The 26,590-nt window shown below is 47.5% G+C and carries 23 protein-coding genes and 1 pseudogene; 20 read left to right on the forward strand and 4 right to left on the reverse strand.

Features of this window, described 5'->3' with window-relative positions; genetic code table 11:
* Nucleotides 1-21 precede the first annotated feature (21 nt).
* The gene (locus tag AR333_RS09180) at nt 22-567 is read left to right on the forward strand and encodes a GNAT family N-acetyltransferase (RefSeq protein ID WP_068774951.1); all 546 of its coding nucleotides are present in this window, start codon (nt 22-24) and stop codon (nt 565-567) included.
* Between the two features lie 81 nt (nt 568-648).
* Nucleotides 649-1,959: an amino acid permease gene (locus tag AR333_RS09185; protein ID WP_068774952.1), complete on the forward strand. Its 1,311-nt coding sequence runs from the start codon at nt 649-651 to the stop codon at nt 1,957-1,959.
* Here AR333_RS09185 and AR333_RS09190 read toward each other — a convergent pair.
* The 3 genes from AR333_RS09190 to AR333_RS09200 form a co-directional block, all read right to left on the reverse strand.
* Entirely contained in the window at nt 1,954-2,721 is a 768-nt protein-coding gene (locus tag AR333_RS09190; protein ID WP_068774953.1) for a YqcI/YcgG family protein, read from the reverse strand. The genes AR333_RS09185 and AR333_RS09190 overlap by 6 nt on opposite strands.
* Nucleotides 2,722-2,909: 188 nt before the next feature.
* Entirely contained in the window at nt 2,910-3,536 is a 627-nt protein-coding gene (locus AR333_RS09195; RefSeq protein ID WP_068774954.1) for a LysE family translocator, read from the reverse strand.
* 92 nt (nt 3,537-3,628) lie between these two features.
* The gene (locus AR333_RS09200; RefSeq protein WP_068774955.1) at nt 3,629-4,216 is read right to left on the reverse strand and encodes a DUF1989 domain-containing protein; all 588 of its coding nucleotides are present in this window, start codon (nt 4,214-4,216) and stop codon (nt 3,629-3,631) included.
* 133 nt (nt 4,217-4,349) lie between these two features.
* Here AR333_RS09200 and AR333_RS09205 point away from each other — a divergent pair, with 133 nt between their 5' ends.
* From AR333_RS09205 to AR333_RS09255, 12 genes and pseudogenes are all read left to right on the forward strand, one after another.
* The gene (locus AR333_RS09205; RefSeq protein WP_068774956.1) at nt 4,350-4,997 is read left to right on the forward strand and encodes a spore coat protein; all 648 of its coding nucleotides are present in this window, start codon (nt 4,350-4,352) and stop codon (nt 4,995-4,997) included.
* 167 nt (nt 4,998-5,164) lie between these two features.
* A complete protein-coding gene (locus tag AR333_RS09210) occupies nt 5,165-6,712 on the forward strand; it encodes an FAD-dependent oxidoreductase (protein WP_253735757.1) in 1,548 nt (515 codons plus the stop codon).
* A gap of 162 nt (nt 6,713-6,874) precedes the next feature.
* Nucleotides 6,875-8,488, forward strand: coding sequence for an MDR family MFS transporter (locus AR333_RS09215; protein ID WP_068774958.1), 1,614 nt, complete (start codon nt 6,875-6,877; stop codon nt 8,486-8,488).
* A 156-nt stretch (nt 8,489-8,644) separates the two neighbouring features.
* Nucleotides 8,645-9,103, forward strand: a complete 459-nt coding sequence (locus AR333_RS09220; RefSeq protein ID WP_068774959.1) for a MarR family winged helix-turn-helix transcriptional regulator — start codon at nt 8,645-8,647, stop codon at nt 9,101-9,103.
* 98 nt (nt 9,104-9,201) lie between these two features.
* Nucleotides 9,202-10,215 carry a low specificity L-threonine aldolase gene (locus AR333_RS09225; protein ID WP_084783547.1) on the forward strand — a complete coding sequence of 338 codons (1,014 nt, stop codon included), beginning with the start codon at nt 9,202-9,204 and terminating at the stop codon, nt 10,213-10,215.
* A 154-nt stretch (nt 10,216-10,369) separates the two neighbouring features.
* Nucleotides 10,370-11,821: a spore germination protein gene (locus AR333_RS09230; RefSeq protein ID WP_068774960.1), complete on the forward strand. Its 1,452-nt coding sequence runs from the start codon at nt 10,370-10,372 to the stop codon at nt 11,819-11,821.
* Nucleotides 11,818-12,966 carry a Ger(x)C family spore germination protein gene (locus tag AR333_RS09235; RefSeq protein WP_156430851.1) on the forward strand — a complete coding sequence of 383 codons (1,149 nt, stop codon included), beginning with the start codon at nt 11,818-11,820 and terminating at the stop codon, nt 12,964-12,966. Before AR333_RS09230 ends, AR333_RS09235 begins: the two co-directional genes overlap by 4 nt.
* Before the next feature lie 43 nt (nt 12,967-13,009).
* Nucleotides 13,010-13,198 (forward strand): hypothetical protein, encoded by a 189-nt coding sequence (locus tag AR333_RS09240; protein WP_068774961.1) that lies wholly within the window; start codon nt 13,010-13,012, stop codon nt 13,196-13,198.
* Between the two features lie 51 nt (nt 13,199-13,249).
* Complete coding sequence (locus tag AR333_RS09245; RefSeq protein WP_068774962.1) at nt 13,250-14,344, forward strand: GerAB/ArcD/ProY family transporter; 1,095 nt, start codon at nt 13,250-13,252, stop codon at nt 14,342-14,344.
* A gap of 214 nt (nt 14,345-14,558) precedes the next feature.
* Entirely contained in the window at nt 14,559-17,057 is a 2,499-nt protein-coding gene (locus AR333_RS09250) for an S-layer homology domain-containing protein (RefSeq protein ID WP_068774963.1), read from the forward strand.
* A gap of 578 nt (nt 17,058-17,635) precedes the next feature.
* A pseudogene (locus AR333_RS25355) lies at nt 17,636-17,728 on the forward strand (short-chain dehydrogenase); the annotation flags it as partial.
* A gap of 156 nt (nt 17,729-17,884) precedes the next feature.
* Nucleotides 17,885-18,361: a DinB family protein gene (locus AR333_RS09255; RefSeq protein ID WP_068774964.1), complete on the forward strand. Its 477-nt coding sequence runs from the start codon at nt 17,885-17,887 to the stop codon at nt 18,359-18,361.
* Between the two features lie 207 nt (nt 18,362-18,568).
* Here the strand turns inward: AR333_RS09255 and AR333_RS09260 are convergent, their stop codons facing one another.
* On the reverse strand, nt 18,569-19,006 hold the full coding sequence (locus AR333_RS09260) for a MarR family transcriptional regulator (RefSeq protein ID WP_253735797.1): 438 nt from the start codon (nt 19,004-19,006) through the stop codon (nt 18,569-18,571).
* A gap of 276 nt (nt 19,007-19,282) precedes the next feature.
* On the opposite strand from AR333_RS09260, the gene uvrA reads away from it, so the two are divergent.
* The 6 genes from uvrA (at nt 19,283) to AR333_RS09290 (ending at nt 26,558) form a co-directional block, all read left to right on the forward strand.
* Nucleotides 19,283-21,778 carry an excinuclease ABC subunit UvrA gene (gene uvrA, locus AR333_RS09265; RefSeq protein ID WP_068774966.1) on the forward strand — a complete coding sequence of 832 codons (2,496 nt, stop codon included), beginning with the start codon at nt 19,283-19,285 and terminating at the stop codon, nt 21,776-21,778.
* 300 nt (nt 21,779-22,078) lie between these two features.
* Nucleotides 22,079-22,891: an alpha/beta fold hydrolase gene (locus AR333_RS09270; RefSeq protein ID WP_068774967.1), complete on the forward strand. Its 813-nt coding sequence runs from the start codon at nt 22,079-22,081 to the stop codon at nt 22,889-22,891.
* A gap of 189 nt (nt 22,892-23,080) precedes the next feature.
* Nucleotides 23,081-23,515, forward strand: coding sequence for a YciI family protein (locus AR333_RS09275; protein ID WP_068774968.1), 435 nt, complete (start codon nt 23,081-23,083; stop codon nt 23,513-23,515).
* Nucleotides 23,512-24,777, forward strand: a complete 1,266-nt coding sequence (locus AR333_RS09280; RefSeq protein ID WP_068774969.1) for an RNA polymerase sigma factor — start codon at nt 23,512-23,514, stop codon at nt 24,775-24,777. The genes AR333_RS09275 and AR333_RS09280 overlap by 4 nt, the downstream gene beginning before the upstream one ends.
* 141 nt (nt 24,778-24,918) lie before the next feature.
* Nucleotides 24,919-25,260, forward strand: coding sequence for a DUF1801 domain-containing protein (locus AR333_RS09285; protein ID WP_068774970.1), 342 nt, complete (start codon nt 24,919-24,921; stop codon nt 25,258-25,260).
* A gap of 281 nt (nt 25,261-25,541) precedes the next feature.
* Nucleotides 25,542-26,558, forward strand: a complete 1,017-nt coding sequence (locus AR333_RS09290) for a BtrH N-terminal domain-containing protein (RefSeq protein WP_253735758.1) — start codon at nt 25,542-25,544, stop codon at nt 26,556-26,558.
* Nucleotides 26,559-26,590 lie beyond the last annotated feature (32 nt).

A 26,590-nucleotide genomic window follows, 5' to 3' on the forward strand; every position in this document is an offset into this window, starting at 1 on the left:
ATGAATAGGAAGAAGCCGATTATGGTCATTAACAGACAAGAATTTTATGAAAATGGGATTTATTATACGATTAGATCCGCAGCCGGTAAAGATGCGAAAGAATTGTCGGAATTAAGAGTGCAAATAGATGGGGAAACCGAAAATTTAGACAGGGAGAGAGGGGAGGCATTCATAGATCCGTCGGGCTTTGAACATATCATTCAAGAAGATTCCGGGAACCGGAGAAGCTTATTTCTAGTTGCGGTCGCTGAAGGACGGATTGTAGGGTTTTCCAGGTGCGAAGGGAATGATTTGAAAAGGTTCTCTCATAAAGTAGAGTTCGGGGTCTGTGTATCCAATGATTATTGGGGATATGGAATCGGGAAAAACCTTTTGAAAGAATCTATTTCCTGGGCGGATTCGAACGGGGTTAAAAAAATTACATTGAACGTTCTGGAAACGAACGATAAAGCTATTAAACTATATTCAAAGCTTGGGTTTGAAATAGAAGGTCTCTTAAAAAAAGATAAATTGCTTTCGGACGGGAAATACTATGATACCGTGATGATGGGCAGATTTCTTGAATAGCGTTCGGATTTAATGGAAGGTTCTTGTATAAAACTCCTTTGCCTAAATCATGCTAACTGCATGTTGGGGGAGGGAAACATAATGCGCAATAACCGGTTGAACTGGTGGCACTTATCGTTATTCGGGGTGGGCTGTACAATCGGGTCCGGCTTTTTCCTGGGTTCCGGTATTGCTATTGCCAGAAGCGGCATCGGAGTTTTGGTTATTTTTAGCCTGGCTGCTCTGGCTGCCTTGTTTGTTTATGAAGCACTTGCTCAAATGATGGCTGTTAACCCGAGTACGGGCTCGTTCCGTACATATGCCAGGGAAGCCTTCGGGCGTCCGGCCGGCTTCAGTATGGGGTGGATGTACTGGAGCTCGGAGATATTGATTCTGGGAAGCACACTGACGGCGCTTGGAATATTCTCGCAAATATGGTTGTCCCAAGCTCCGCTCTGGCTCCTCTCAGCGGGTTACGCGCTGCTTGGCTTGTTTGTTGTCGTTCTGGGTTCCAAGAGCGTTAACCGCGCCGAGAATTTTTTTGCGATCATTAAGATAGCGGCTGTGATGGCTTTTATCCTCATTGTGGGCATGATGATTTGCCGCGGCTCCATAATGACGCAAACCTTTGAAGTCAAGGCTCAGGTTTGGGGGGGCAGCGGACTTCAGGGCGCATGGAAAGGGTTCTTATATGCGTTTTATGCGTATGGCGGAATTGAGGTCATGGGATTTATGGGTTCCGGGCTGCGCAGGCCTGAGGATGCACCCAAAGCGGGGCGTGTCATGTTGGCTTCTGTTACTCTGCTTTACACGCTGTCTCTCGCCCTAGTTCTCTGGATGACTACACCGGATAAAATTACACCTCACAAAGCTCCGATAATTAGTGCGCTGGAAACAGTGAATGCGGAAGTTTTTGTTCAAATTCTGAATGGTGTTATGATTGTGGCCGGGTTCTCCATCCTGGTTGCCTCGCTATATGCGGTATCAACGATGTTGTTGACTCTTGCGCAGGATGGGGACGCACCCAAGCTGCTGGCCGTAACCAAAGGGAAACGGGAATTGCCGCTTTATGCCATTCTGGTAAATACGTCCGCTTTAAGTATCTCCATTGTGCTGGCCCTGCTGCTGCCCAAACAACTCTACGAACATCTGAGTACGGCTGCGGGCTTAGTTATCCTATACACATGGTTGTATATTCTTGCTTCTTATCTGAAATTACTAAAGCCTGGTTATGCGGGGCAAATCAAAACATGGATTGCCATCCTGCTGATTATGACAGCCGTCAGCGGAACGCTCGCCGAGAAATCAGGACGACCCGGCTTCTGGTTCAGCCTCCTGCTGGTAAGTGTCATCGGCGCCCTGACCTTCATTATGAAGCGGGTATGGGCACGCAGAACAACGGAGCGCTCATGATTGCGTCTTAGCGTCTTTGGGCTGATTCCAGACATGAGAAAAAGGACACCGCGACGGGCTGCTCTCATCCTCCCTCAGAAAATATTGCTTCCACTCCAGATTATCTTCTCCTCCGTACCACTTCAAGGAAGGATGAGCGGGTATGCGGTCATAAGCTGAGAGTTTTCCCCGAATCAGCTTCTTCATCTTGCGTCCGAGCGCCGTCGAATCGTTAAGCTCCTCAAAGACCCAGCGGGGCTGAAAGGCGATCAGGAAGCATGAAGCCCTGCGGCTGAGGCGGACTTCGTGTGCGGGCGTGGCGCAGAAGGCGAAGTACGGCTCGCCGCCGTAACAAAACTCCCACGTGTGATGTTCTGGATTCGGTGAAATCCCTTCCGGCCAGGGGGCGTGATCCTTCTCATTCACTTGACGAAGCAGGGACCAGAAGAGTTCTTCGAAGAATTCGACCGTAGCTTTGCGGATAAGCGACTCAGGCGTTTCGAAGAAGAGAACCAGCGAGGCATACGGTCCTGTATCACGTGAGACCTTATTATACTGCGAGAGAAGCGAGCAAATATCGTCTGCCGCTTCTTTGGAGCGGGGATCAGCGGCAAAACCGTACCGCAGATTATTCGTGAGATGTCCTTGGCGTCCTGGTATACAAGGATAAGTTTTCCCCGGATCGGCGATTTGGCTGTCAAAGTCTGAAAATGCCTGCCGCTGCCAGTCTGCCAGCTCCGGCAAATGTTCGTCGAGCCATCTTTTAGTCATTAAGCGAGGCATGTATCGAACCTCCTTCTTCATCTAAAGCATGGTATGCTTGGTGTGAAAAGAGGGTGAATGCCCGGTTTTGCAAAAGAATGACTAGTACAAAACAAAGAGGATTGCAGGGAGCAATCCTCTTTGTTTTGTACATCATCAAATGATCGTCTGGCAGGGACCAACGAGCAAGAAACAAGGAATACATAGAGTTACACTGCAAGCAAGCAAACCGCCTGATAGCCGAAATATAACCCGAAACCTATTAATGACAAGCCTGAAACCGCGGAAATGTACGGGAGCAGTTTCGGGCTTCCGAAACGATGGATTGAACTTGCAAATCCCGCCATTAAGATATCCCATAGCAGGATTCCCGCGAAAATACCCGCGCTGTTAAGCAAGATATTACTCATCCCGAATTGCTGCATGCTGTCCGCCAGGATGGATCCGTATATGCCTAGCCAGAATAAAATATTGAGCGGATTCATCAACGCCATTAGAAATCCGGTCCGGAAAGAGCTGCTATGAGCAGGATGGATGCGGTCCTTGTTACTGTTTGTCACCTTCAAAGACTGCAGCGTTTCGATGCCGGTATAGAGAAGCACGAAACTGCCGAAGAACCAGAGGAACGTTTTCAGAAAGGGCGTTGTCAGGAAGTGAGCCAGTCCAAAATAGATCAGCAGCATATAAATCAGATCCGCACACATAGCACCAAGTCCAATCAGCCACGCATGTGTGAAACCATGCCTGGCACCCCGTTCCAGCTGAGCCGCATTAATCGAACCGATCGGAGCCGACAGTGAGATACCGAGAAAAAAATAGGTCATGAAATGATTCATCTATTCCGCCCCTTGAACAAAAAATTGTACAAGGCATTATATTCGGCGAATCATCGTGTTAGAACGAATCCTTCAATGGGAATCGAGGTTGCCTACCGAATTTCCACCTTGATCGGGGTGCAGTCGTAATTGTTACATTTGCTCTCCGAACAAGGACAAGCCGATATAGCGATAATCAGATCCGTCTCCGCCCGCAGCTCCGTATAATCTCCTGCTTTGGATAACGGCTTCTCTACCGTAATACGGCCGTCGGGATGGATGACCGTGTTCATGAACAAATTAAACGGATAGTGCTGATCCGGTGCCGGTATATGATAAGGGGCTAGCGCCGCATTCAAATTCTGATAGCAGCTGGCGTGCGGTGATTTGCCATACAGGACCTCGTACATTTCGGGCCGGCAAGCGGAATTAATAAAATCATGGCGACCGACCGTATCCGCAACAATGCATAGAAGAGGCTGATATTTGTTGGAGTACAACTGATCGCCTGGACGCACATACATTTGGCCCAGTACATCCATAGTGACTCCGGGATCAAGGCGTTCCGTGTAGTCGCGGTCGCTAAAAGCGGCAAAATCAGCCACCTGCATCCCGTCAACATCCGTAACCCGGACAACCTGTCCCTTTGTGAGCCGGAGTCCCAGACCTTTTGTAGCCGGAATTAACCATTCTTGCGGCATAAGTTTAGACCAACCTCCCGATTCTGCTTGTAAGGTAAGTATGTCTCCTGCGGAAGGTGAACATGCATAAATTCCGCTTTATACATCCACATTAAGGAGGTACTATATTCCCCTTTCAAAGGAGCTTACAACCATGCAGCAGGAGTCACAACAGCAGCCGCAATTCCAAAGTTATCAGCAAAATGGTCCGCAGTTTAATCATGGTACGCATGAATTATTTGATTTGCATGAAGTGCTGGCAGGTCAGATCAATGTTCTGGATCAATTTATGCTGTTCCGTACGTTTATTCAGGATCAGAAACTCATAAGTATTCTGGATCGGCAGTACAATTTTATGCTGGCCCACTATAACATCACTTGCGAAAGCTTCAGAACAGGACAGAAGCCGTTCCAGGAAACGGCTACTTATCTGATCCCGAATATGACTCAGCCTGTCTATGGAATGCATCCGGCACCGCCCAAAAAACCGAATCAGTCTCTGGCGGACATTAAAGACGCCGGAATCAGCGCTCATATGCTGGGTCTGATTAAATCCCATGCTTCCTTGCTGGCGATGGCTACACCGGAAGTAACCAATCCCGTTGTACGCCGGGTGTTGGCTTCACAGATTCAGAATTTCGTAGAAATGGCTTACGAAATCTTCTTGTACCAGAATCAGCACGGCTACTACCAAGTGCCGCAGCTGGCGGCTCCATTCATGGAGCAGATGCTGGGCGCGTATACGCCTGCGACCGGCAGCCCTCAAATGCCCGGTTACAATGGGGGCAAATCGTTCCACTAACTCAAATTCAACGTAACAAGCAGACCCGGTATATTCCCGCATGGAAGCTGCCGGGTCATGCCTTTGCTTAATACAAATCAGCAGGCGGGTACCCGATCGTCAGATGCTAGAGCTTCAGGCTCTGGGAACAACGTATGCACATCATGGACCAACCAGGAGGTATGAACTTGACCAGGAACAATGAAGACTTCACGAGCACCTTGCCGCAGTTTCCCGAATCCTACTGGCTTCACTCTATCCATCCCATTCCGGCTTTTCCTAAATTGACGAAAGATTTGAGTATCGATGTTGTCATTGTCGGTGCCGGTATAACGGGGATCACTACTGCTTACCTCATGGCCAAAAAGGGGCTGAAGGTCGCTGTTCTTAATGCCGGCCGCATAATGGAGGGGACCACAGGATACACGACAGCCAAAATTACCGCCCAGCACGATCTCACCTATAGTGAATTTGTATCTCATTTCGGAGAAGAGAAAACCCGGCTATACTATGAGGCCAACGACGAAGCCTTGCAATTCGTAAAAAATACGGTTTCGGAGCTCGGTATCGATTGCCAATTCACCGAAGAAGATGCCTATGTGTACACAAGCGATGATTCCTATATTAAAAAAATTCAAGACGAGCATAAGGCATATGAGAAATTGGGTATCCCGGGTGCTTATGCAGATGCGGCACCTTTGCCTTATGAGACGAAAGCGGCCGTGATTATGAAGAATCAGGCTCAGTTCAACCCGGTTCCTTTTCTGATCAGGCTTGTCCAAGAAATCGTTGAGATGGGAGGACAGATATTCGAACAGACAACAGTAGTCGGAGCGGATCTGGAGAAGCCGTTAATCGTGAAGACCAAGCACGGGCCTAAGATAACGTGTCATAACATTGTAAGTGCATCACACTATCCCTTCGTGGATTTCAAGGGATTGTATTTTTCCCGTCTGCATACGGAGCGGTCATACGTGCTCGCCGCCCGAACAGAGAAGCCTTATCCCGGCGGGATGTACCTCAGTGCGGAAGATCCCAAGCGCTCGCTGCGGTCCGTACTATTGAATGGAGAACCGGCCGTGATTATCGGCGGCGAAGGGCATAAGACGGGCCAGGGGTTGTGCACTTTCCAATACTACGAACACCTCCAGAAGTTTGGCGAAGAGAAGTTCGGGCTGCGGGATATTCTCTATCGGTGGTCGGCGCAGGATATTTACACGCTGGACAAAATGCCCTATATCGGAAAGCAGCTGCCGAACGTTCCGAATCTTCTCCTTGCAACCGGCTACCGGAAGTGGGGGATGACGAACAGTATCGTGGCGGCAATTCTGAATACGAAGCTTGTAGCGGGAGAGAAGAGCCCATATGAAGAAGTGTTCAATCCGCAGCGTTTTCACAGTGATCCCGACATCAAGACATTCATGACACAGAATGCTAATGTAGCCATGCAGCTAATCGGCGGCAAGCTGGAAGAGACCCGGAAGGATGCGGGAGAACTTGCGGCTGACGAAGGTTCAGTCGTACAGCTGAATGGCAAGAGAGCTGGGGCTTACCGGGATTTAAGCGGGAAGCTCCATATCGTGGATACCACTTGTACTCACATGGGGTGTGAGGTGGAGTGGAATGAGGCGGAGCGGACGTGGGATTGTCCTTGTCATGGTTCGAGATACTCGTTACAAGGGGACGTTATCGAAGGTCCGGCGAAGAAGGCACTTGCGAAGGTGGATTTGGATTAACTCGGGGATACCTAAGAAAGACAGCAGTCCTAACTGAACTGCTGTTTTTTTAGGTATACAAAAGGAAATAATGTTGCCCGAAATATAAATAGGTTGTAAACCTATTTATATTGTGATTAAATATTTAACAGATCTCTATTAAAGATGGAAGTGAGTGGGCCTATGAATGAAATGACGGCTAAACAAAAGGTAGCGATCATGATTGCGCTTATGGCGGCGATGTTTTTTGCCGCGATTAATCAGACGCTCGTAAGTACGGCTATGCCCCGGATTATTTCGATGCTGGGCGGTATGGATTATTATTCTTGGGTAATCACCATCTACATGCTGGCGTCCACCATCTCTACGATTCTAGTCGGCAAACTATCCGATATTTATGGACGTAAACCGTTTTTACTCGGCGGGATTGTCATTTTTATGATCGGATCTTTTTTAACCGGCCTATCGACGGACATTTTTCAAATGATTATTTTCCGTGCTATTCAAGGTATCGGAGCAGGTGTTTTGATGTCGGCAACGACTACTGCCGTAGGTGATTTATTCGCTCCGCGCGAAAGAGCCAAATGGACAGGAGTCATGATGGCTATTTTCGGATTTTCCAGCATACTCGGTCCTACGCTAGGCGGATTTTTGATCGATTATATGAATTGGAAATGGCTCTTTTGGATTTTCCTCCCGCTTGGTCTTGTTGCTTTTGTAATGATCTGGCGCATTTTCCCCAAAACAGGCCGGGTTTCATCTGAGTCCATTGATTTCTGGGGTTCTACAGTGCTGGCAGTGACTATTATCGTTCTGCTGTTAGGATTTTCATGGGCGGGCAATAAATATGCATGGGATTCACCGGAGATTTTAGGTCTCTTTGCAGCTAGTGTAATCGGCATGATTCTTCTGATTTTTATCGAAAGAAAAGCGAAAAGTCCTGTTTTACCTTTATCCCTGTTTAAAAATAGTATCGTAACGATTTCTTTCTCTGTTGGATTTCTGATGAATGCCGGTATGATGGGGGCAATGATTTACATGCCATTCTTTGTACAGGGCGTAGAAGGCTTGACTCCTACACAGTCTGGGCTTGTGAATATCCCTATGTCGCTTACTATGATTATTCTTAGTACCCTGGTGGGACGCTGGATATCCAAAAGCGGGAAATATAAACGCTTTGCGCTTATTGGCGTAGCGATTATGATCGTCAGTATGATCATGCTGGCGAATATGCATAGTGTTAGCATGGCCGTTATAAGCATGGCTGTTTTTGGAATCGGGCTTGGGTTTAGCATGTCCGTCTTCACCCTGACGGTACAAAATGCTCTGCCGCCCAGCCAGATAGGGGTTGCGACCGCAACTTCCACATTATTCCGTAACTTGGGAGGGACGATCGGTATTGCCGTATTCGGGTCCGTGATGAATTCTGCATTGACACGTAATCTGGAGAAAGCGATGAGTTCGAATCCGGCTTTAGACTTATCCCGGGTCGATCCTGGAATCACCGCACAATTCACTAAGTTAATGGACCCGAGATCACTGATGAATCAGCCTTTGCTGGTGAACATACAGTCCAATCTGCCGAAAGAGGCGCAGCCATTGTTCACTCAATTGCTGGATACTCTTCGTTCTGTGTTAGGAGAGACGCTGTCAACTGTATTCATTATCGGGGCTTGTTTGATCGGTGTCGGTTTGGTCTTGACTGTTTTCTTGAAGGAGATTCCATTACGCTCGTCCAATGAAAAGCAGATGAATCATGCAACAAATAAAGCGGTCACGGACCAAGCGGGAATGTGATCTGCCGTTATAGGATTTTAATTAAAAATTTTCATAGGGTCCGTTTTTTAGTACACTATTATTAGATAAGTCATTCAGTTGTCTCCCATTGGAAAAGCTGAATCTTTTAGATAAACGGACAGGCAATTTCGGCATAGAAATGAGGTGAAACTTGTCTTGAATGAAGATAGGTCCTCTCTTGTAAAAGAAATGATTGAAACCTTCACACTTTTCGCCAAAGCAGAATGGCGCAAACAATCCGTCTCAGGCATTAAATCAAGTGAAGTCCGGGTGCTGCTATGTCTCAAAATGCTAAACGAAGAAAATGATCATGGCGTCAATATTTCGGATATTAGCAAACGATTATCTGTAACTTCACCGACTATCACTCAAATGATTAAAAGTCTGATCAACGGGGGGTACGTCGAACGTTACAATGACGCAAAGGACAAGCGGATTACCCTGCTCCGGCTGACGGATAAAGGGGCGGAGGCTGCGATGAAGGCTTCCGAGCGATATTTGCTCTATTTCTCCAGTCTCATCGAAAGGCTCGGGGAGGAGCAAAGTAAGACCCTCATTTATCTGCTTAATGAGATGTACAGCCACTCACAGGAAATTCGGAACGCTGATGACTAGTTTGTTGGAAAGCGCATAAAGGCCATTCTTTAAGGAGGGTCTTTTTGTGTTGAGAGACAGTATACGTCAAGGTCACGTTTAAAGAAGGGGGATTGTTCGTGAGTCACAGCAAAGCGTTAAACGAAGCATTTGAAAAGTCGTCCTACCCGCTGGGAGGACATGGACACCGGGATATACAGGTTTTGAAGCGGGCGATTGAGGCAGTTGATGACAACATGGCAAGTGATATGTACGGCAAAGGGAAGTTGATCGAGGACTTTCAGGTCAGAATGGCTTCTTATCTCGGGAAGGAATCCGCTGTGTTCTTCCCTAGCGGAACGATGGCCCAGCAGATCGCGCTTAGAATTTGGTGCGATGCGCAGGGGCTGAAGCGGGTAGCCTATCATCCGCTCTGCCATCTTGAAATCCATGAGGAAGACGCGCTGAAGGAGCTTCACCATATTGAGCCGTTTTTGCTTGCGAACAAGGAGCGGCTCATTACTCTTGAAGATGTGCAGCAGCTCGGTCAGGAGATTTCCTGCCTGCTGCTGGAACTGCCGCAGCGCGAAATCGGCGGGCAGCTGCCGGCTTACGAAGAGTTGGAGGCGATCTCTGTATATTGCCGTGAAAATAACATTAAGCTCCATCTGGACGGCGCGAGACTGTTCGAGATCACGCCTTATTATCAGAAATCGGCGGCTGAAATTTGCGCGTTGTTTGACAGCGTATATGTCTCCTTTTACAAAGGGATCGGCGGGATTGCAGGGGCTATTCTGGCAGGTGAGACCCCGTTTACAGAACAGTCTAAAGTATGGAAGAGGCGCCATGGAGGCGATCTGATTAGTCTATATCCTTACATTATCAGTTCGGAATATTACTTCGGCCAGCGAATCGGTAATATGGAGCAGTACTTCGAGGAAGCGAAAGAGTTAGCGGGTTTCTTCAATGAGTGTGAAGGGATCTTCACCAAACCGGAAGTACCGGTGTCGAACATGTTCCATGTTCATTTCCAGCGGCCGAAGAGTCCATATAAACCATCGTCCAAGAATACCATCTCCGGCATATGTGGGGAGTCCATTTTTTTTAACCATTCAAGGCCGCGCATTGCGCGGCTTTTTGCTTTTCGGAGATAAATGACTCTGCGCTGCCATTTGACCAATCCTTCCCGCTAACCTCCCTCTTATCCACCTTGTGTACCGTATTCTTTACACCTCATTCATTGTATAACTTCTAATATTTTCTGGCACTCTATACACAAGAATGAATTGTCAGGAGCAGAAAAAGCTTATGGCCATGAACCTAACATTAATGGAGTATATGAAAGAACAACTCACAGATAATGAGGACATTGTCTATCAGAGTTTTCTCATTCACGGTCATACGTGTGTACTTATTTATATCGAATCCATTATTAATGTTCCTGTCATGCAGGAACGAATTGCCGCTGTCCTCATCCAAGAATCCGGTTTACAAGTGAATACCGGGAATCTGGTGGAGAGACTGGATCAGGGGACGCTGATTCCACTGCCTTCCGTACTGGCCCAGACCACGGAGGAGGCTGTAGATCAGCTGGTTCAGGGGAAGGTCCTTCTGTGCTTGAATGAAGCTCACAGAATATATTTGTTCGATCTTGTGAAATACGAGAAAAGAGCCGTTTCCGAATCCAAAAACGAACTCGTTGTGATTGGTCCCCAAGAGGCCTTTATAGAGGATATCAACACGAATTTATCTCTGCTAAGACACAAAATTAAACATCCCGGTTTGAAGACAATCCGATATGAAGTCGGAACCTATACGAAAACGATCATTTATATCGTATACATCGAAGGGTTATGTAAGCCGGAAATTGTGGAGGAATTGGATCAGCAAATCGATCAGTTATCCATTGACGGAGTCCTTGGCATCAGCTACACGGCTGAACTAATGAAAAAAGGGATTCGCACTCCATTCCCTCAATTCCAGTATACGGAGCGTCCTGATTCTGTCGCCGGTTCCCTTCTGGAAGGAAGAGTCGGGATTATGCAGGACGGGACGCCATCGGCACTTCTGGTGCCGGTTACCTTGTTCTCTCTGATGCAATCCTCTGAGGATTATTATCAGAGTTATATGGCTGCCAGCTGGATTCGGATCGTCAGAATGTTCTTTGCGATTATTTCCATGCTGCTCCCGTCACTGTATGTGGCGATTACAACCTTCCAGCCGGAGATGATTCCGACGGAGCTGCTGGTGACGATATCAGCGGCCCGGGAGAACATTCCATTCTCCGCGTTAACGGAAGCGCTCATTATGGAGCTGACCTTTGAGGGGCTTCGCGAAGCAGGAACGCGTATTCCCAAACCTGTCGGACAAACCATCTCTATCATCGGTGCAATTGTAATCGGACAAGCCGCAGTACAGGCGGGGATCGTCTCCGCACCTATGGTGATTGTGGTCTCGGTTACGGGAATAGCTTCTTACATTATCCCTCACTTCGAGCTCGGACTGGCGTTTCGTCTGCTCAGGTTCCCTCTTCTTATAATAGGCGGAATGACGGGGCTGATCGGTGTCTTTATTGCAACGTTTATCGTATTTGGACACTTGGCCAATCTGAATACCTTCGGAGCCCCCTATATGCAGCCCCTGGCTCCTTTAGTTTTTAAAGATTGGAAAGATATATTTGTCCGGGTTCCGGCACCGGCTATGAAGGCAAGAACAACTGCTTACACGACACGGAATCCAAGGAGACAGAAGTTGAAGTGAAATCCTCCAAATGGCTGATAATTATGATTCCCGTCATACTTTTAAGCGGATGCTGGTCCAAAATTGAAGTGGATGAACAAATTTTCGTATTCGCCATTTATGTAGATGTAGGGCAGGAGCCGGGAACAGTAGAGGTTACCATAAGCAGTCCTCTACCCAACCGGATGATGGCTGGCCAGCAGGCAGGGAGCAGCGGTGCGAACGGGAAATCATACGCAATGGTCTCCAAAACGGATGTAACGATACCGGATGCCGTTCGTCAAATTCAAAAAGACCTTACCCGTCGTATAAATTTCGGTCATACCCGCGAAATTATCGTCGGCCGGGATTATGCTGAGTCTGGGATTGGAGATTTACTTGATTGGATAAGCAAAGAGCACAGCTTCCATATCAGCGCCTTTCTGGCCACGGCTCCCCATAAAGCCAAAGATATAGCGGAATTGACTCCTCTCTATGAACAAATGCCTGCCGAAGTCCTTCGTAAAATGAACTTACAGCGCACCATGTTCAGTACCAGTGTGAAAGAAGCTCTCTTAGCCTACTCATCTAATGTAGGCTTCGGGACGAATTATATGTCGATCGGCTTCGAGACTATGCCCGGAGAGAATGAGAAGATGCAGAAGTGGGCGGGGATACAAGGTGCAGCGCTGTACCAAAGAGACAAAATGACAGGAACTTTGGACGCTCCAGAAGCTAGAGCAGTCGCTTGGGCCACAGGGCGGCTGGGCAGACAAGTCTTTTCAGTCACCTGGGATGAAGGAAAAAGCCGGGGGGGTGTGCTGCTCGATCAACTTAAGGCCACCCGTAAAGTGAAGATGACTGAGCGGGGTCCACAGTTTACCATACATCTCGAAGCTACCGGGAACTTGATTTACAGCAAAGATATGAAGCGGCGAAGCGATACGGAACGGACCCTTATGATTGCAAAACTGCTTGCATCTAAAATTGAGAAGGATCTTAATTCTGCGATAAGGTTGACGAAGAAATACGGCTCGGACACTCTGAAATTAGGATTGCTCCTGGAATGGAATTATCCCCAATATTGGAATAAAGTCCGTGAGGATTGGCCGGATTATTACAAGACTCAAAGTGATATTCAAGTCAAAGCGAAGGTGGATGTCACTCATATTACCAATCAGCCGTAGACGATCAGGCGCGGGTTTGTTCGACTGAAAGGATGTGTCTTCCGTGCTCGCCATTTGCTTTGCAGTCATAGCTGTATTCGAGTGGAGACAGCGTGCAAATAAACCTTCCGGCGGACAAAAAGCATTCTGGTGGTTCTTTTCGCTGATGCTGGTCTGGAATTTAGCGGCGAATATTATCCCATGGTGGCCGAGTCCGATCCGATTGATTATGTATTTACTCGGCTGGATGTAATCCGTAGTAGTCTGGTTTACAGCAAACACATGTGAAAGGGATGGTGCATCCATGCATACGACATCGTTTCAGACTTTCCGGTTCGCATGTATTTATATGCTTACAATCCCGCTGGCATTTATGATTCCGCCCTTGATCGCTTCTTCCGGGTACCAAGGGTGGATCGGAATAGTAATTGGCGGAGCCGTTAACATTGTGCTAATCCTCTGTACTCACAAATTAGGCAAAATGACAGCGGGGCAATCCTGGGCTGATTTCGGCGAGAAAATCGCCGGGAAATGGGGCCATAGGGCAGTTCTTCTCCTGCTTGTATTCTGGAGTGTTTATTATGTTTCTCTGGACATTGAACAGTTCAGTTTATTTTATGGAACCATCTATATGAGAGAAACCCCATCTTGGGTGCTTCAATTAATGATCGGACTTGTTATTTTGGTAACGGCCCGATGGGGGTTTGCAACACTGGTTTATATTGCGGATGGCACTTTTATCATCATCCTTCTGGGGATTGTATTTTTATTAATCCTTTTCTCCGCGGATGCGGATTATCAGATGCTTCCAGCACTTATAACCCGGTACGATTCACGCATTGTCTTCAATGATGTCATCAGTGTAATTTCATGGATCGGAGAGTGGTTCATATTCCTGTTCATTGCGCCGCAGATCCCCTTCGATAAGAAGACACTTCGAAATCTGTTGTTATCTAACACGCTAGTGACGTTCTCCGTCTTATTGACGTGGCTTCTCGTACTCCTTAATTTCGGGATTCATTACGGAAGCCAACTCAAGTATCCGATTCTTCAATTAATCCGGGGGACTTCTTTCACGGGGCTGATCGGCCATGCAGATCCTGTCTTCATTGGTTTGTGGGCAACGTCCATGATTATTCATGATGCTTTCCTGATCTATGTGGGCGTGGCCTGTATAGGACATCTTCTTAAGCTGCAAGAGAAAAAACCTCTTAATGCAATACTGGTAGGAACAGCAACCGTGGCTGCCTTTCAGTACTCACAGAATATCAGCTGGTTTCAGAAGGAAATAACAGAGGCTGGTTTCATTTTTTTCTGGGTAGCCATTAACGGGATTCCGTTGTACTATTTAATATTAGCCCTTGTCCGGGGGCAGCTGGGCAGGAAGAAAGTACATTAGGAGCCGGCTGGCTGCACCGAAGACAAGAATATTCACAAGAGATCCGCGCGCAGCGCGGTTTTTTTATTGCAGCGGGGACCAATAGGAGATTCAATGTTCAGAATCCGTTCAGGCCTAGGAGGTATAATTTTCATATGAGTTAGAATCAGAGGTGTAGAAGGGGATCAATGATGAAGAAGAATATGGTTAAAGTAGTCACTACCGCTGCATTGTTTTGTTCTTTGGCGCTTCCTGCCCAAAGGCGCTGCAGCTTGATATATCCGCTGCACCAGCCCAACCGACGTTCGCAGATATTCCGGTCATTCATTATGCGTTTCCATATGTAGAGGCGGCAGCCAAAGCCGGATTAATTCAAGGACAAGGAGCCGGAACTTTCGGGAACGGTCAGAATCTGTCCCGTCAGGATATGGCCATCATTTTCGTGCGTGCATTAGGAATCGATATCACCGGTAAAGCGGCTGATCTGAAATTCAGCGATGCGGATTCTATTGCCGATTACGCTAAGGATGCAGTAGGAGCAGCGGTAGAACTAGGCCTCATAGTCGGCTATGAGAATGGTGCTTTCAGTCCCAAAGGCAGTGCAACCAGAGAGCAAGTCGCATCCGTCGCGATTAAATTCCTTTCAGAAGTACAGAAAAACCCAGCTCCAAATCCAACTCCACCTAATCCGGAGAAGCCGGAACCAGTGGAGCCGGCACCTGTGCCTACACCCAACATACCTGCACCGTCAGTCCCAAGCACAGGAGGAGGCAAAGTATATGCTGTCGATACCAGCTCGAATGTTTCCGTGCCCAGTTCTGTCCTTGAGCTGCGTGTTCCTCGAATGGGGCAGCCTGCCGTATCCTTTACCAGTGCCGATACGCTGGTGATTACCTATCAGGAAGACTTGGATTCAAATTCGATCCCGGCCCTGAACGATTTTGTTATTCTTGATGCGGATGACCCGCAGGCATCTCCTCTTCCGCTGCAAGAAGTGCGAGTGGAAGGTACGAAGGTACGCTTAAAGCTTTCTCAGGCAGTGAATTATTTAGCTCGCATACAAATTAATTATCAATCAGATAATGCTATTATTAGCGGAACAGGCAAAGTATCACCGCAGATCTCGGAAGTGGTCACCTATGATCCTGGGAATCGGAATCCGATCGTTGTCCAAGAAATCACGGATCAAACGGGTACGGCAGGGGGAACCAAAATCAGCATAAATCCGGCAGCGCATTTCAGTGATCCGGACGGGGATATTTTAACGTTTACCGTGACTTCCACGGATGGGAATATTGCATCAGCAGCTGTGGACGGCAAGATATATATTAAACCGGTTTCAGTCGGGGCCGCTTCGATTACAATCACGGCAAACGACGGAAAAGGTGGAACGATTCAGAGGACATTTACAATAACGGTGGAAGCTGATCCGGTAGCGGTTGCCGTAATCGCAACGGAACAATTATCGGCTGAGGATAAAGATTTTAGTAGGACAGAGAATCTGACGCCAGTTAATCAAGCCCTTCAATCCGCCCAAATGTTAGTATCTGCTGTTGCGGATGCAACCCGGAAAGACGAATTCCAATTAAGGCTGAATGCTGTCCAATCTTTCCTAACAACAGCAGTCCAAGCAACAGGAAAGGTAACGGCATTGGAGAACGCTACTGCGGATACCAAAAACTTGCTGCCGGGAAAAGCAGATCGTGTATTGGCGGGTACCGCATTCGCAGAGATTAATTACACCGGACTTAACAGCGCTACTCAAGTCTCATTGACGAATCGCGTTAACACGAGTGCCGCCTTAATGAACACAGCCGATACTTTAAAGATGAACGTAGAATCTTTAGAGGCGGCTGTTGCGGATACCAAAGATTTGTCGGCGGCAGCAGCGGATCGACTGACAGCAGATACGGCAGCGGCTCTTATTTCCTATACAAATGTAACAACCGGAACCAAGGATGCCGTTATCGGACGAGTTAACGCAGCGGTTGCAGCCCTGACAGCTGCCGATACAGCAGAAGCTCTGGTTATCGCTTTAGAGAACGCGGTAGCTGCGGGGAAAGATTTGACGGCAGGTACGGCAGATCGGATAGCGGCTGAGAATGCTCTGGCTGCAATTTCATATGCAGGGACCAACACGGCAACCCATACGTCATTATCGGCCCGCGCAGTAATAGCGGGATTGAAAATACCGGTGTTGGTTAACCAGCCGCCAGTTGTACAGAATATGATTACTCCGGTCATGGTTCCTATTGTATTAGGGGATCGGATCATTAATCTGGCCAACGTCTTTAGCGATCCGGATAACGATGCCATGACGTATACGGCTGTATCTTCCGATCCGGGTAAAGCAACCGTAACCGTCAATGGTACAGACCTTACCATTACACCCTTGTTAAACGGTTCAACTGTCGTTAGAGTGACCGCAAATGATGGAAAAGGCGGAACCAACTATACAGAATTTAATGTCACCCTGGCAGAATCTATGCCGCCAATATTAACGGGTTTCGCTTCGCCGCTTATGGTAGAATTTTCATTCATCGATGACGCGAACTGGAGAAGTAAAATAACGGCTATTGAATGGGATAATCAGCCTATAACGCCGACTTATAATCTCTCAATTCCAGGGAGAATTATGATCCCGTGGATGGGTATGATAATACCCGGTACTCAATATAAGTTTAAAGTAAAGGCAACGGGTTATAGGGATGCGGAGATAATGGTCATGATTTAAATGGTATTTTAATGCAGAAATCCAAACGAAAGAGATGTTCCATCACTGGAACATCTCTATTTATGTTAGGTTGAGTATTTATACGAAGAAACCATTGCGTACTATTAATAGTGAGGGAAATCTAAATTAAAGTTTTTGTATCTACATTGTGTTTATAACGTGAATCCATTAAAAATTTATAATGGAGGGCGGGATACCAATTGCAGCAAGCTCTTGGCGGTAGAGATAAGGTAAGCAGAGAGTTTGCCAAACAATTGCAGGAATATTCCCTAACGAATCCAAAAGAATTCACTCAGCAAATACTGACCACTTACTTGGATCTTGATCTGACAATTCCTTCTTGTGTTTCGAAAACTTATAAAGGATACGCTTTTCTCAAATGTTTCTGCTCGGCTTAATCGGGGAGGCACCAAAGGAAGGATAGCAGGTCATGAGTCATAGAAAAGAAGGATGTTTCCATCGCACTCTTTTATTGTTTACGTAATTAATATTATGTAAACAATAAAAATTTAACCGACCTAAATTAAACGTGTATGCAAGTGGAATTATATTTGGGGGCTGTATGGAGAGTCAGGAGAATCGCCAATGCGTTCTTGGCATCAGATCTTGCTAGTTTTATTACGGGCGCGTATATTCCAGTTAACGGAGGCGACATCATGCCAGCTATTTAAGGCAGACAAGAGAAGGAGGCAAGCCAGACGAATCAATGACTAAAGGTGAGTACTTAACTTTTCCCCCTGTTACATTTATTCCGTGTTAAAATAATAGCGTATGGTTATATTTTCCATTCTGACAACTAACCCATTTTAAAAGGAATGAGGCGCATTATGGATCAAGTCGTGTTCAAACAAATTGAATTTGTACGTCATCTTACTATCCAGGCTGTTGAAGGTATATCTGAGAAAACTTTAGCTGTCATACCAGAAAGATTCAACAATAATGTGATTTGGAATTTGGGACATATTTACTCGGTTCAAGAGAAGTTCGCCTTTTATTTCTCTGGAGATCCTTTGCAGCTCCCGGAGAACTTTGATCGATTGTTTGCAAAAGGCACCAAACCTGCGGATTGGAATGAGGCAGCTCCAAAACTTGAGGAGTTACTTGAACTGCTGGCAGACCAGCCCAAACGTATTCGGCAAACCTTACAAAGCCGCTTAGGCGAACCTATACAGAAACCTTTCACTTTGGGCAACGGATTAACTTTTGAGACAATTGGGGAATTGGTGAACTTTTCCATCTATCACGAAGGCATGCATTTTAATACGATTCAACTATTAAAACGATTTGCAGATAAAAATCTGTAGCTGCATATAAAGTTTTGGATATGAACAACCAGCCGCCAAGTTTGGCGGTTTTTTGCGTTGAATATATAAAATGCAGATGGACTTCTGGATCAATTCTGGAAGGGAGAATAATGAAACAAGGGGGACGCTCCTTCGAACGGGCAGCGTCCGCTTTGTTAGTTATGTTCCAAACGAGGAGGTATATATTGGAAGGCTCTGATATAAGACTCAGGAATGAGATTTGCCGCGTGCCGCGGAGCTCAGATGATGAATCTGCTCTTCCAGCACCGTACTTGCTTTATCTAGAAACTGAGTAATGAACTCAAGCTCTTCATCCGTATAGGAGGAAGCCAGTTTAATCATGGCGGCGTGAAGAGGTTGGTACGTATTGCTGACCTCTTCTTTATTTTCATACAAAGGAACAATAATCACTTTGCGGCGGTCGTTTGGATCGTTTTCCCTGCGGACAAAACCGTTTTTTTCAAGCCGGTCAATTAATGTAGTAACGCTTCCTGTAGCAAGTCCCGTTAGTTTAGCCAGTTCACCGGCGGTAATAGGACCTTTCTCACGAAGGATATCTACGGATAAAAAATCATTATTGTATAAGCCTAGAGAGGAAGCTGCATTTTGCTGGTATAGGACAGTCCGGGACCCCAGGCCCCGCATGCGCAAAGTAAAATTTTCCTGAAGATCTGTTGGTTGAGCTTGCCGATCACTTGACAAGGATATCCCCTCCTTTTAAGATGTAATATATCTCGATTATCGAGATATAAGATATTCGAGATACTAGATTTACTTACGTTTTAACAAAGTTTATTGTATCGAAATCATAACGGAATTGCAAAGGGGCAAGAAATAAAGCTATAAACAAGCCAAGACTCAGAATGTCAGCCCTTCAACTATAAGTTTATACGTTTAAAATGAAGCAAGAGGAGGATTTATGTGAAAGAAGCTATAGTTATTAAAGGTGCGCGGGAAAACAATCTTAAGAATCTTTCTCTTACAATTCCAAAGTACAAGCTGGTTGTCCTTACAGGACCGTCAGGCTCGGGTAAATCGACCTTAGCCATGGATACGCTTCAGCGGGAGTGCCAGAGACAGTACATGGAATCCATGGGGTTGACGTCGGATTCTATCAGCAAGCCGAAAGTCGAGTCTATTGAAGGACTGTCCCCATCTATTAGTGTCGGACAGCATGTCACCAACCGCAACCCGCGCTCGACAGTCGGGACTGTGACAGACATTTATACGTATGTCCGTTTTATTTTTTCACGGCTGGGGGAGCGGGTATGCCCATCTTGCAGCGGAAGCATTCCGCCTTCTTTTGAGCCGGCAGGGTTATTGGCGGAGGAAGACGAGGACATGGACTCTCAGATGATAAGCTGTCCGCATTGTCATGCGCAGCTTGAGAAGCTGGGAATGCCACATTTCTCTTTTAACAAACCGGAGGGAGCATGCGAAGAGTGCGGCGGGCTTGGGCATGTGGCAACCATCAAGGAATCGGCGGTATTCAATCAGGAGCTTAGTTTACGCGGAGGAGGAGTAGCCTCGCTGAACGGTGTCCATCGCGATATTCAGATCCGTATATTAGTGGCTGCCGGCAAACATTACGGATTCGAGATTGACCCTGATCAGCCCTTGAAAGAGTATGGCGAAATTCAGCGTGATTTGCTGTACTACGGAGTTGAGAGCGAGGCATTCAAGCGTCATTATCCGGATAAGAAACCGCCCCAAGGAACTAAATTTGAAGGTGTTATTCCTAGCTTATGGCGGCGTTACAAGGAAAAGGAAGGTGAAGCGGGCGCGCAGGAAAAAGACGGCGGTTTTTTCCATGAACAGCTTTGTCCGGAGTGCCGCGGAGCCCGTCTGAAAAAAGAAATACGTAATATTCGGGTAGCGGATGCCACGATCTCTGATGTATCTGATTGGTCACTCCGTGACGTTTATGAGTGGACGAAAGGGCTTGAGGCAGTGATACCGGCCGAAGGACTTCATCTGCTTGAGCCGATCCTCCATGACATGCCCACCCGGCTAAAACGGATTATGGATGTCGGTCTCGGCTACATTTCCATGAACCGGCAGACGGTAACGCTGTCCGGCGGAGAAGCGCAGAGGCTGCGGCTGGCGTCCTTGCTCGGTTCAGGACTGACCGGCGTGTTGTATGTTCTGGATGAACCAACGACAGGTCTTCATCCTCGGGACACGGTTGGCCTCATTCGGGTGCTTCAGGAGCTGCGCGATCTGGGCAATACCGTGCTCGTTATCGAGCATGATGTCGAGATGATGCGTGCTGCCGATCATATTATCGATATCGGACCCGGTGCCGGTCCATATGGGGGGAGCGTGGTAGGGGAAGGCAGCCTCGAAGATTTGATGGCGAGCGATCTTTCGGTTACGGGTGCCTATTTGAGGGAAGCAAATCTTCCATCTCCCGCACGCATCCGCAGAAAGGGAAGCGGACAGCATATTACGATCAGGGAGGCACAAGTACGTAACCTTCATATTCCCGTCGTTTCCTTTCCGCTGGGCAGTTTAGTGTCCGTAACCGGCGTTTCGGGTTCGGGCAAATCTACACTTGTGTTCGATATACTTGCGCAAGGAGGTTCCAAAGAAAAGGAGTACACCGGTTGTAAGGAAATAACGGGCTTGGAGCATGTCGGCAACATCGTGATCTTTGATCAAACGCCTATGGGTAGAATTCAGCGCTCGAATGTCGCAACCTATACCGATGTATTTACACACCTCCGACAGATGTTTGCAGGCTTGCCGGAGGCCAAAGCAAGAAAACTGACATCCAAGCACTTCTCATTTAATACGCCGGGAGGCCGCTGCGAGACATGCCAAGGTCTGGGTGTGCTGTCTGTCGATATGAATTTTCTTCCTGATCTGGAGGTGAAGTGCCACGACTGTAAAGGTAGGAGATTTACAGATGAGGTGCTGCAGGTTCAGTATCAGGGTTTCTCCATCTCTGATCTGCTGAATATGTCGATTCAGGAAAGTTTGCCGGTTCTCCAGTCGGAGAACAAAATTGCGGGCATAATCAGAATGTTGTGTGAGGTAGGGCTTGGTTACCTGCAATGGGGGCAATCGGTCAAAACCTTATCGGGCGGCGAAGGACAGCGGATCAGGCTGGCCAAAGAACTGAGCAAACCGCCCAAGAGCCATACCCTTTATCTGCTGGATGAGCCGACGACGGGCCTGCATCCCTCTGACATCAAACAGCTGCAAGTCTTGCTCGATAAGCTGGTCGACACGGGAAATACCGTTGTCGTAGTCGAGCATAGTCTGGAGCTGATCGAGGAATCCGACTGGGTGATCGACATCGGACCTGAAGGAGGCGCAGCGGGCGGCAAGCTTGTAGCTGAAGGTACGCCGGAGCAGGTAGCCAAAGTGCCGGCTTCTTACACAGGCATGTTCTTGAAACGTATTTTGGCCTAAGGGTTTTAATTGTAAGCGGAGATGTTTCTTGTTCTAACAAAAGAGCCCTTGCGATCGATCGCAAGGGCTCTTTTGCATTTTATCCAAAGAACAGCCTTCAATGTCCTCCCGACTGTCTATAGAAAAAATTATTTGCAGTATGTCGATTTTGCCGTCAGTGATTCGTCGTCTTAATAAAGGTTGATTTCACCAGGTGAATCCGCACATCCAAACGGCGCATTTTCACTAAAAGCTTTCCAAAAACTGTTATCCGTTTTAAGCTAGATCTAACAATCTGTCACACAACAAAGGAGACTTCACATGTATTCAATAACTTCCCAGGATGGTACGAAAATCACCTATGACAAAGTTGGTCATGGGCCGGCCCTTATACTTGTAGCGGGTGCATTCAGCTATAGAAAATTTCCCGGCCAGGTGCGGCTTGCTAATCTGTTATCGGAGCACTTCACAGTCTATAACTACGACCGCCGGGGCAGAGGCGACAGTGGAGACACTCAGCCGTATGCCGTTGCCCGTGAGATCGAAGATTTACAGGCTCTGATTGATGAAGCGGGCGGGTCAGCAAATGTGTGGGGATTGTCATCCGGGGCGGTTCTTGCCCTGGAAGCGGCAGCGAGTGGGGTAAGGATGACTAAATTAGCGCTGCATGAACCCCCATTCGTTGTCCATGCTGCCGATCATAAGCCGCCAATTGACTTTGCTAGGCATGTCAGCGAGCTTCTTGCGGATAATCGAAGGGCTGAGGCTATCCGATATTTTATGACAAAGGGCATGGGGGCGCCCTCGCTGGTTGTCAGCCTCATGCGCGTGATGCCGGGCGTATGGCCTAGACTCACGGCTGTTGCCCACACCCTGCCCTATGATGCGGCTCTGTTAGACGGATATATGGAGGGAAAGCCGCTGCCAACCGGGATTTGGAATAATGTCACAATGCCTGTCTTGGTGCTCGAAGGCACGGAAAGCCCGGCTGGACTGCGGCATGGGGCCCAGGCGCTGGCTCATGTGCTTCCTCATGCGCGGCTGCTGAGTAAAAAGGGACTGGGCCATACGAAGAAGCTGCAGGCAGCATTAATTTCATCGGAACTTAAAACGTTCTTTCTGGGCAACCACTGACTTTGCTATGTGTAACTAGTTCTAAAAGTCATTTGTTGAATAGGCAGGAAATTTTTTCTCCTACCACAGAAAATTATGAATGCGGTCGATTCTGGTCAATTCTTGTTCGTCGTAGAGATAGAAGCGGATTTACAGAAGAACGGACTCATTGCAGTATACATGCTTCGTCATATATAAGGAGGAGTCATTATGAGATTTATGATGATTGTCAAAGCAACAACGGATTCAGAGGCGGGTACTATGCCCAGCCAGGAGCTTATCGATGCCATGCAGAAGTATAATGAAGAATTAGTAAAAGCAGGTGTGCTGTTAGCTGCGGATGGCCTGCAGCCTACCTCAAACGGTATTCGGATTGCCTACCCCGAGCCTGGGGGCAAACCAAAGGTAACCGATGGCCCGTTCACGGAGGCCAAAGAAATAATAGCAGGATACACGTTGATCGAAGTGAAATCCAGAGAAGAAGCGGTAGAATGGGCACTCCGTATGCCGGATCCCCATGGGTTGGGACAGGGTGAAATTGAACTGAGACAAGTGTTTGAGGTCGAGGACCTAATGAATGATACCGAATCGTTGGCAAAAGAAGCAGAACTCCGCAAACAGGTCGAGGAGCGAAAAAAAGCGTGACGTCTTCCCGTGCCTACCGAACTATTGATGCGATATGGAGAATGGAGTCGGCTAAGCTTATCGCGGGATTAATGCGAATGGTACGAGATGTTGGCCTGGCCGAGGACTTCGCTCAGGATGCTTTGGTAACTGCCATGCAGCGATGGCCGGAAACCGGTATTCCAGACAAACCGGGAGCGTGGCTGATGACGACAGCGAAGCGGCGTGCGCTTGATTTCATGCGCAGAGCTAAGGTTCGGGATCAGAAATACATAGAGATCGCCCACAGTATGGATTTGTATACGAAAGAAGAGATGGACCAAGCTTTGGACGGGGAGATCGGTGACGATCTCCTTCGTCTGATCTTTATGACCTGTCACCCGGTGTTATCGCAGGATGCCAGAGTTGCCCTAACGCTTCGTTTGTTATGCGGGCTTACCACGGATGAAATTGCCCGCTCTTTCCTTGCAGCCGAATCAACGATCGCCCAGCGGATTGTCCGGGCCAAAAGAACCCTCAGCGCGGAGAAGGTCCCTTTTGAAGTGCCTGCAGGAGATGAACGGAGTGCCCGTATGTCTGCCGTACTTGAGGTAGTTTACCTTCTGTTTAACGAAGGGTATTCCGCAACCTCAGGGGATTGCTGGATCCGGCCGCTGCTATGTCAGGAGGCGCTGAGACTGGGCCGAATACTCGCTGAGATTGCTCCTAATGAATCCGAAGTTCACGGTCTGGTTGCCTTAATGGAGATTCAATCCTCGCGGTTGAGGACGCGAGTCAATCCTGCAGGCCAACCCGTGCTTTTGATGGATCAAAACCGGGCACAGTGGGACCGGCTGCTGATACGAAGGGGTCTAGCTGCACTTGAACGCAGTCGTAAGATTGGATGCCCGCTTGGTCCATACTCACTGCAGGCTGCAATTTCGGCTTGCCATGCCCAAGCGCCCACGTCAGCTGAGACAGACTGGATTCGGATTGCAGCTTTGTACGAAGCCCTGTCAAGAGCAGCGCCATCACCGATAGTCGAGTTAAACCGGGCGGTTGCCATATCTATGGCGTTCGGGCCGGCATTCGGCCTGCAAATTGTCGATGCGCTTAGCGGCGAATCTTCCCTCAAAAGCTACCATCTGCTGCCGAGCGTACGTGGCGATCTTCTGGCAAAGCTGGGCCGGCTCGGTGAAGCTTGTTCTGAATTCGAACGGGCGGCTTCTATGACGCGAAATGTCCGTGAGCAGGAGCTTTTGCTGAATCGTGCAGCTGAATGCAGGAATGCAGCGGCCGAATAATTTTGGGTCCTGCGTGTCGATTACGGCGTATCCCGTTCGTCATACTAGTGGGGGAGGCTTAGAGCGGCCGCTGCCTCAAGGACAGGATGAGCATATTAATAAAAATTTAATATTATTCTATACTAAGGGAGAGTAAACAAAATGAATCAGGAAGTAAACGAATTTATTGAAGCGCTAAAAGAATCTTGGCAGAGAGATCTGTCCGCTAAGCTGCGTGAGGTTGTCCACCAGGCCATACCGGATGTACAGGAACGTATTCAGTATAAAAAGCCGCATTTTTTGAAAAACGGCAAATATGCGGCTGTGATCTCGACTTCCAAAGATGCAGTCAGCTTTACGATTTTTAATGCCGCCGTACTGGAGCTTCCTGAAGATAAGTTCGATGGTCCGCCGGAGAGAAAGACTTTGAAGCTGCGCCAAGGGGATCCTTTTGACCCCGGGTATCTTGTATCATTGGTTATTCAAGCTTCAAGCTCGTTGTAATCCGTTCCAGGCAAGAGTAGAAGCAGGGGCCCTGCCTCTGCTCTTTTTTTGGGTTCTGTGAGAGAAAGAATACATTAGGTAATTGTTCATATAATAAACATTTACATATTAAGGGAGTGAAAATTATGTAATAAAAATTTATTGGATATTGACAATAAAATACATCTATGGGAGTATAGATGTATAAAAAAATTACATAAATTAGTTAATTTATTTATTTACAGGTAAACCTATGATGATTCATTATTTTACAAAATAACTGATACAAGAAAGAAGTGAGTATGAATTTGGGTATCAAGGAACTGGAATTGAGCATCCCGCCTCTTGTCGGATATCAGTATCTGGCATATCCCCTTTGTACGGTACTCACACGCACGGAGGCGCTGCCATGGTTTTACAGCAATTTCATCCACCTATATTGTCATCAGGATCTTGATGGAGAGGCGGCTTCGCGCTCTGTGCCTATGACCTTCTACGGTGAAGATTTTATCCGCTGTCCATGGCTGATCACACAAAAACTGGAGCGCGACTTCTTGCTGGATTCACAGCCTGGAATTACCGAATTTCTGATAAATAGTATCCAATCCAAATATACGATCTCTCTTCATGTGGATGAGTTCTATATCCCTCGGAGACGAGTCTATCAACATACTCATTATGCTCACGATATTCTGGTTTACGGTTACGATGATGCGAGCAGAACATTCCTTGTTCTCGGCTACGATGAGGAGATGCAGTTCCAGAAGACCGTGGTACCGTACCATGAAATGGAGGAAGGGTTCCAAAATCTCGAATGGACGGACAATTATGAAGAACAAATCTACCTCTATAAGTTCAATAAATCGGGAAGTTACCGGTTAGATTCGGCGTTCATTCAAGAATCACTGGAAGAATATATAGCAGGCAGTAATATTTCGTTGCGTAACCGGGGTACGGCGGGCCCGTTGGATGCGGCATTCGGTCTCAATGTTTATGATGCGCTCATTCGTAACATGCCTGTACTTGTACGTAAACGTGATATCCGGCCCATCCACATTCTGTGGGAGCACAAGAAAATGATGGGACTGCGGATGCGTTATTTATGTGAGCAGGGACTTCTTTCACCGGATTTTGCAGAGTGTTTCCGGCCGGTAGAAGAGCAGGCATTCGGTTTGCGCCAGTTATTGATGAAGTATGCCTTAACGGGAGAGGATTACATTCTGAAGCAGGGACTCGACGAAATGACTCACATCATGGAAAGCGAAAAACGAATATTGGGAACGGTTGTGAAAGCGCTGGATCATCAGGTTGTTTCCTAGTATTCGTAACTTATTCCGATTGGAGGTTATTT

The organism is Paenibacillus sp. FJAT-26967, assembly GCF_001541095.1.
GTDB lineage: Bacteria > Bacillota > Bacilli > Paenibacillales > NBRC-103111 > Paenibacillus_F.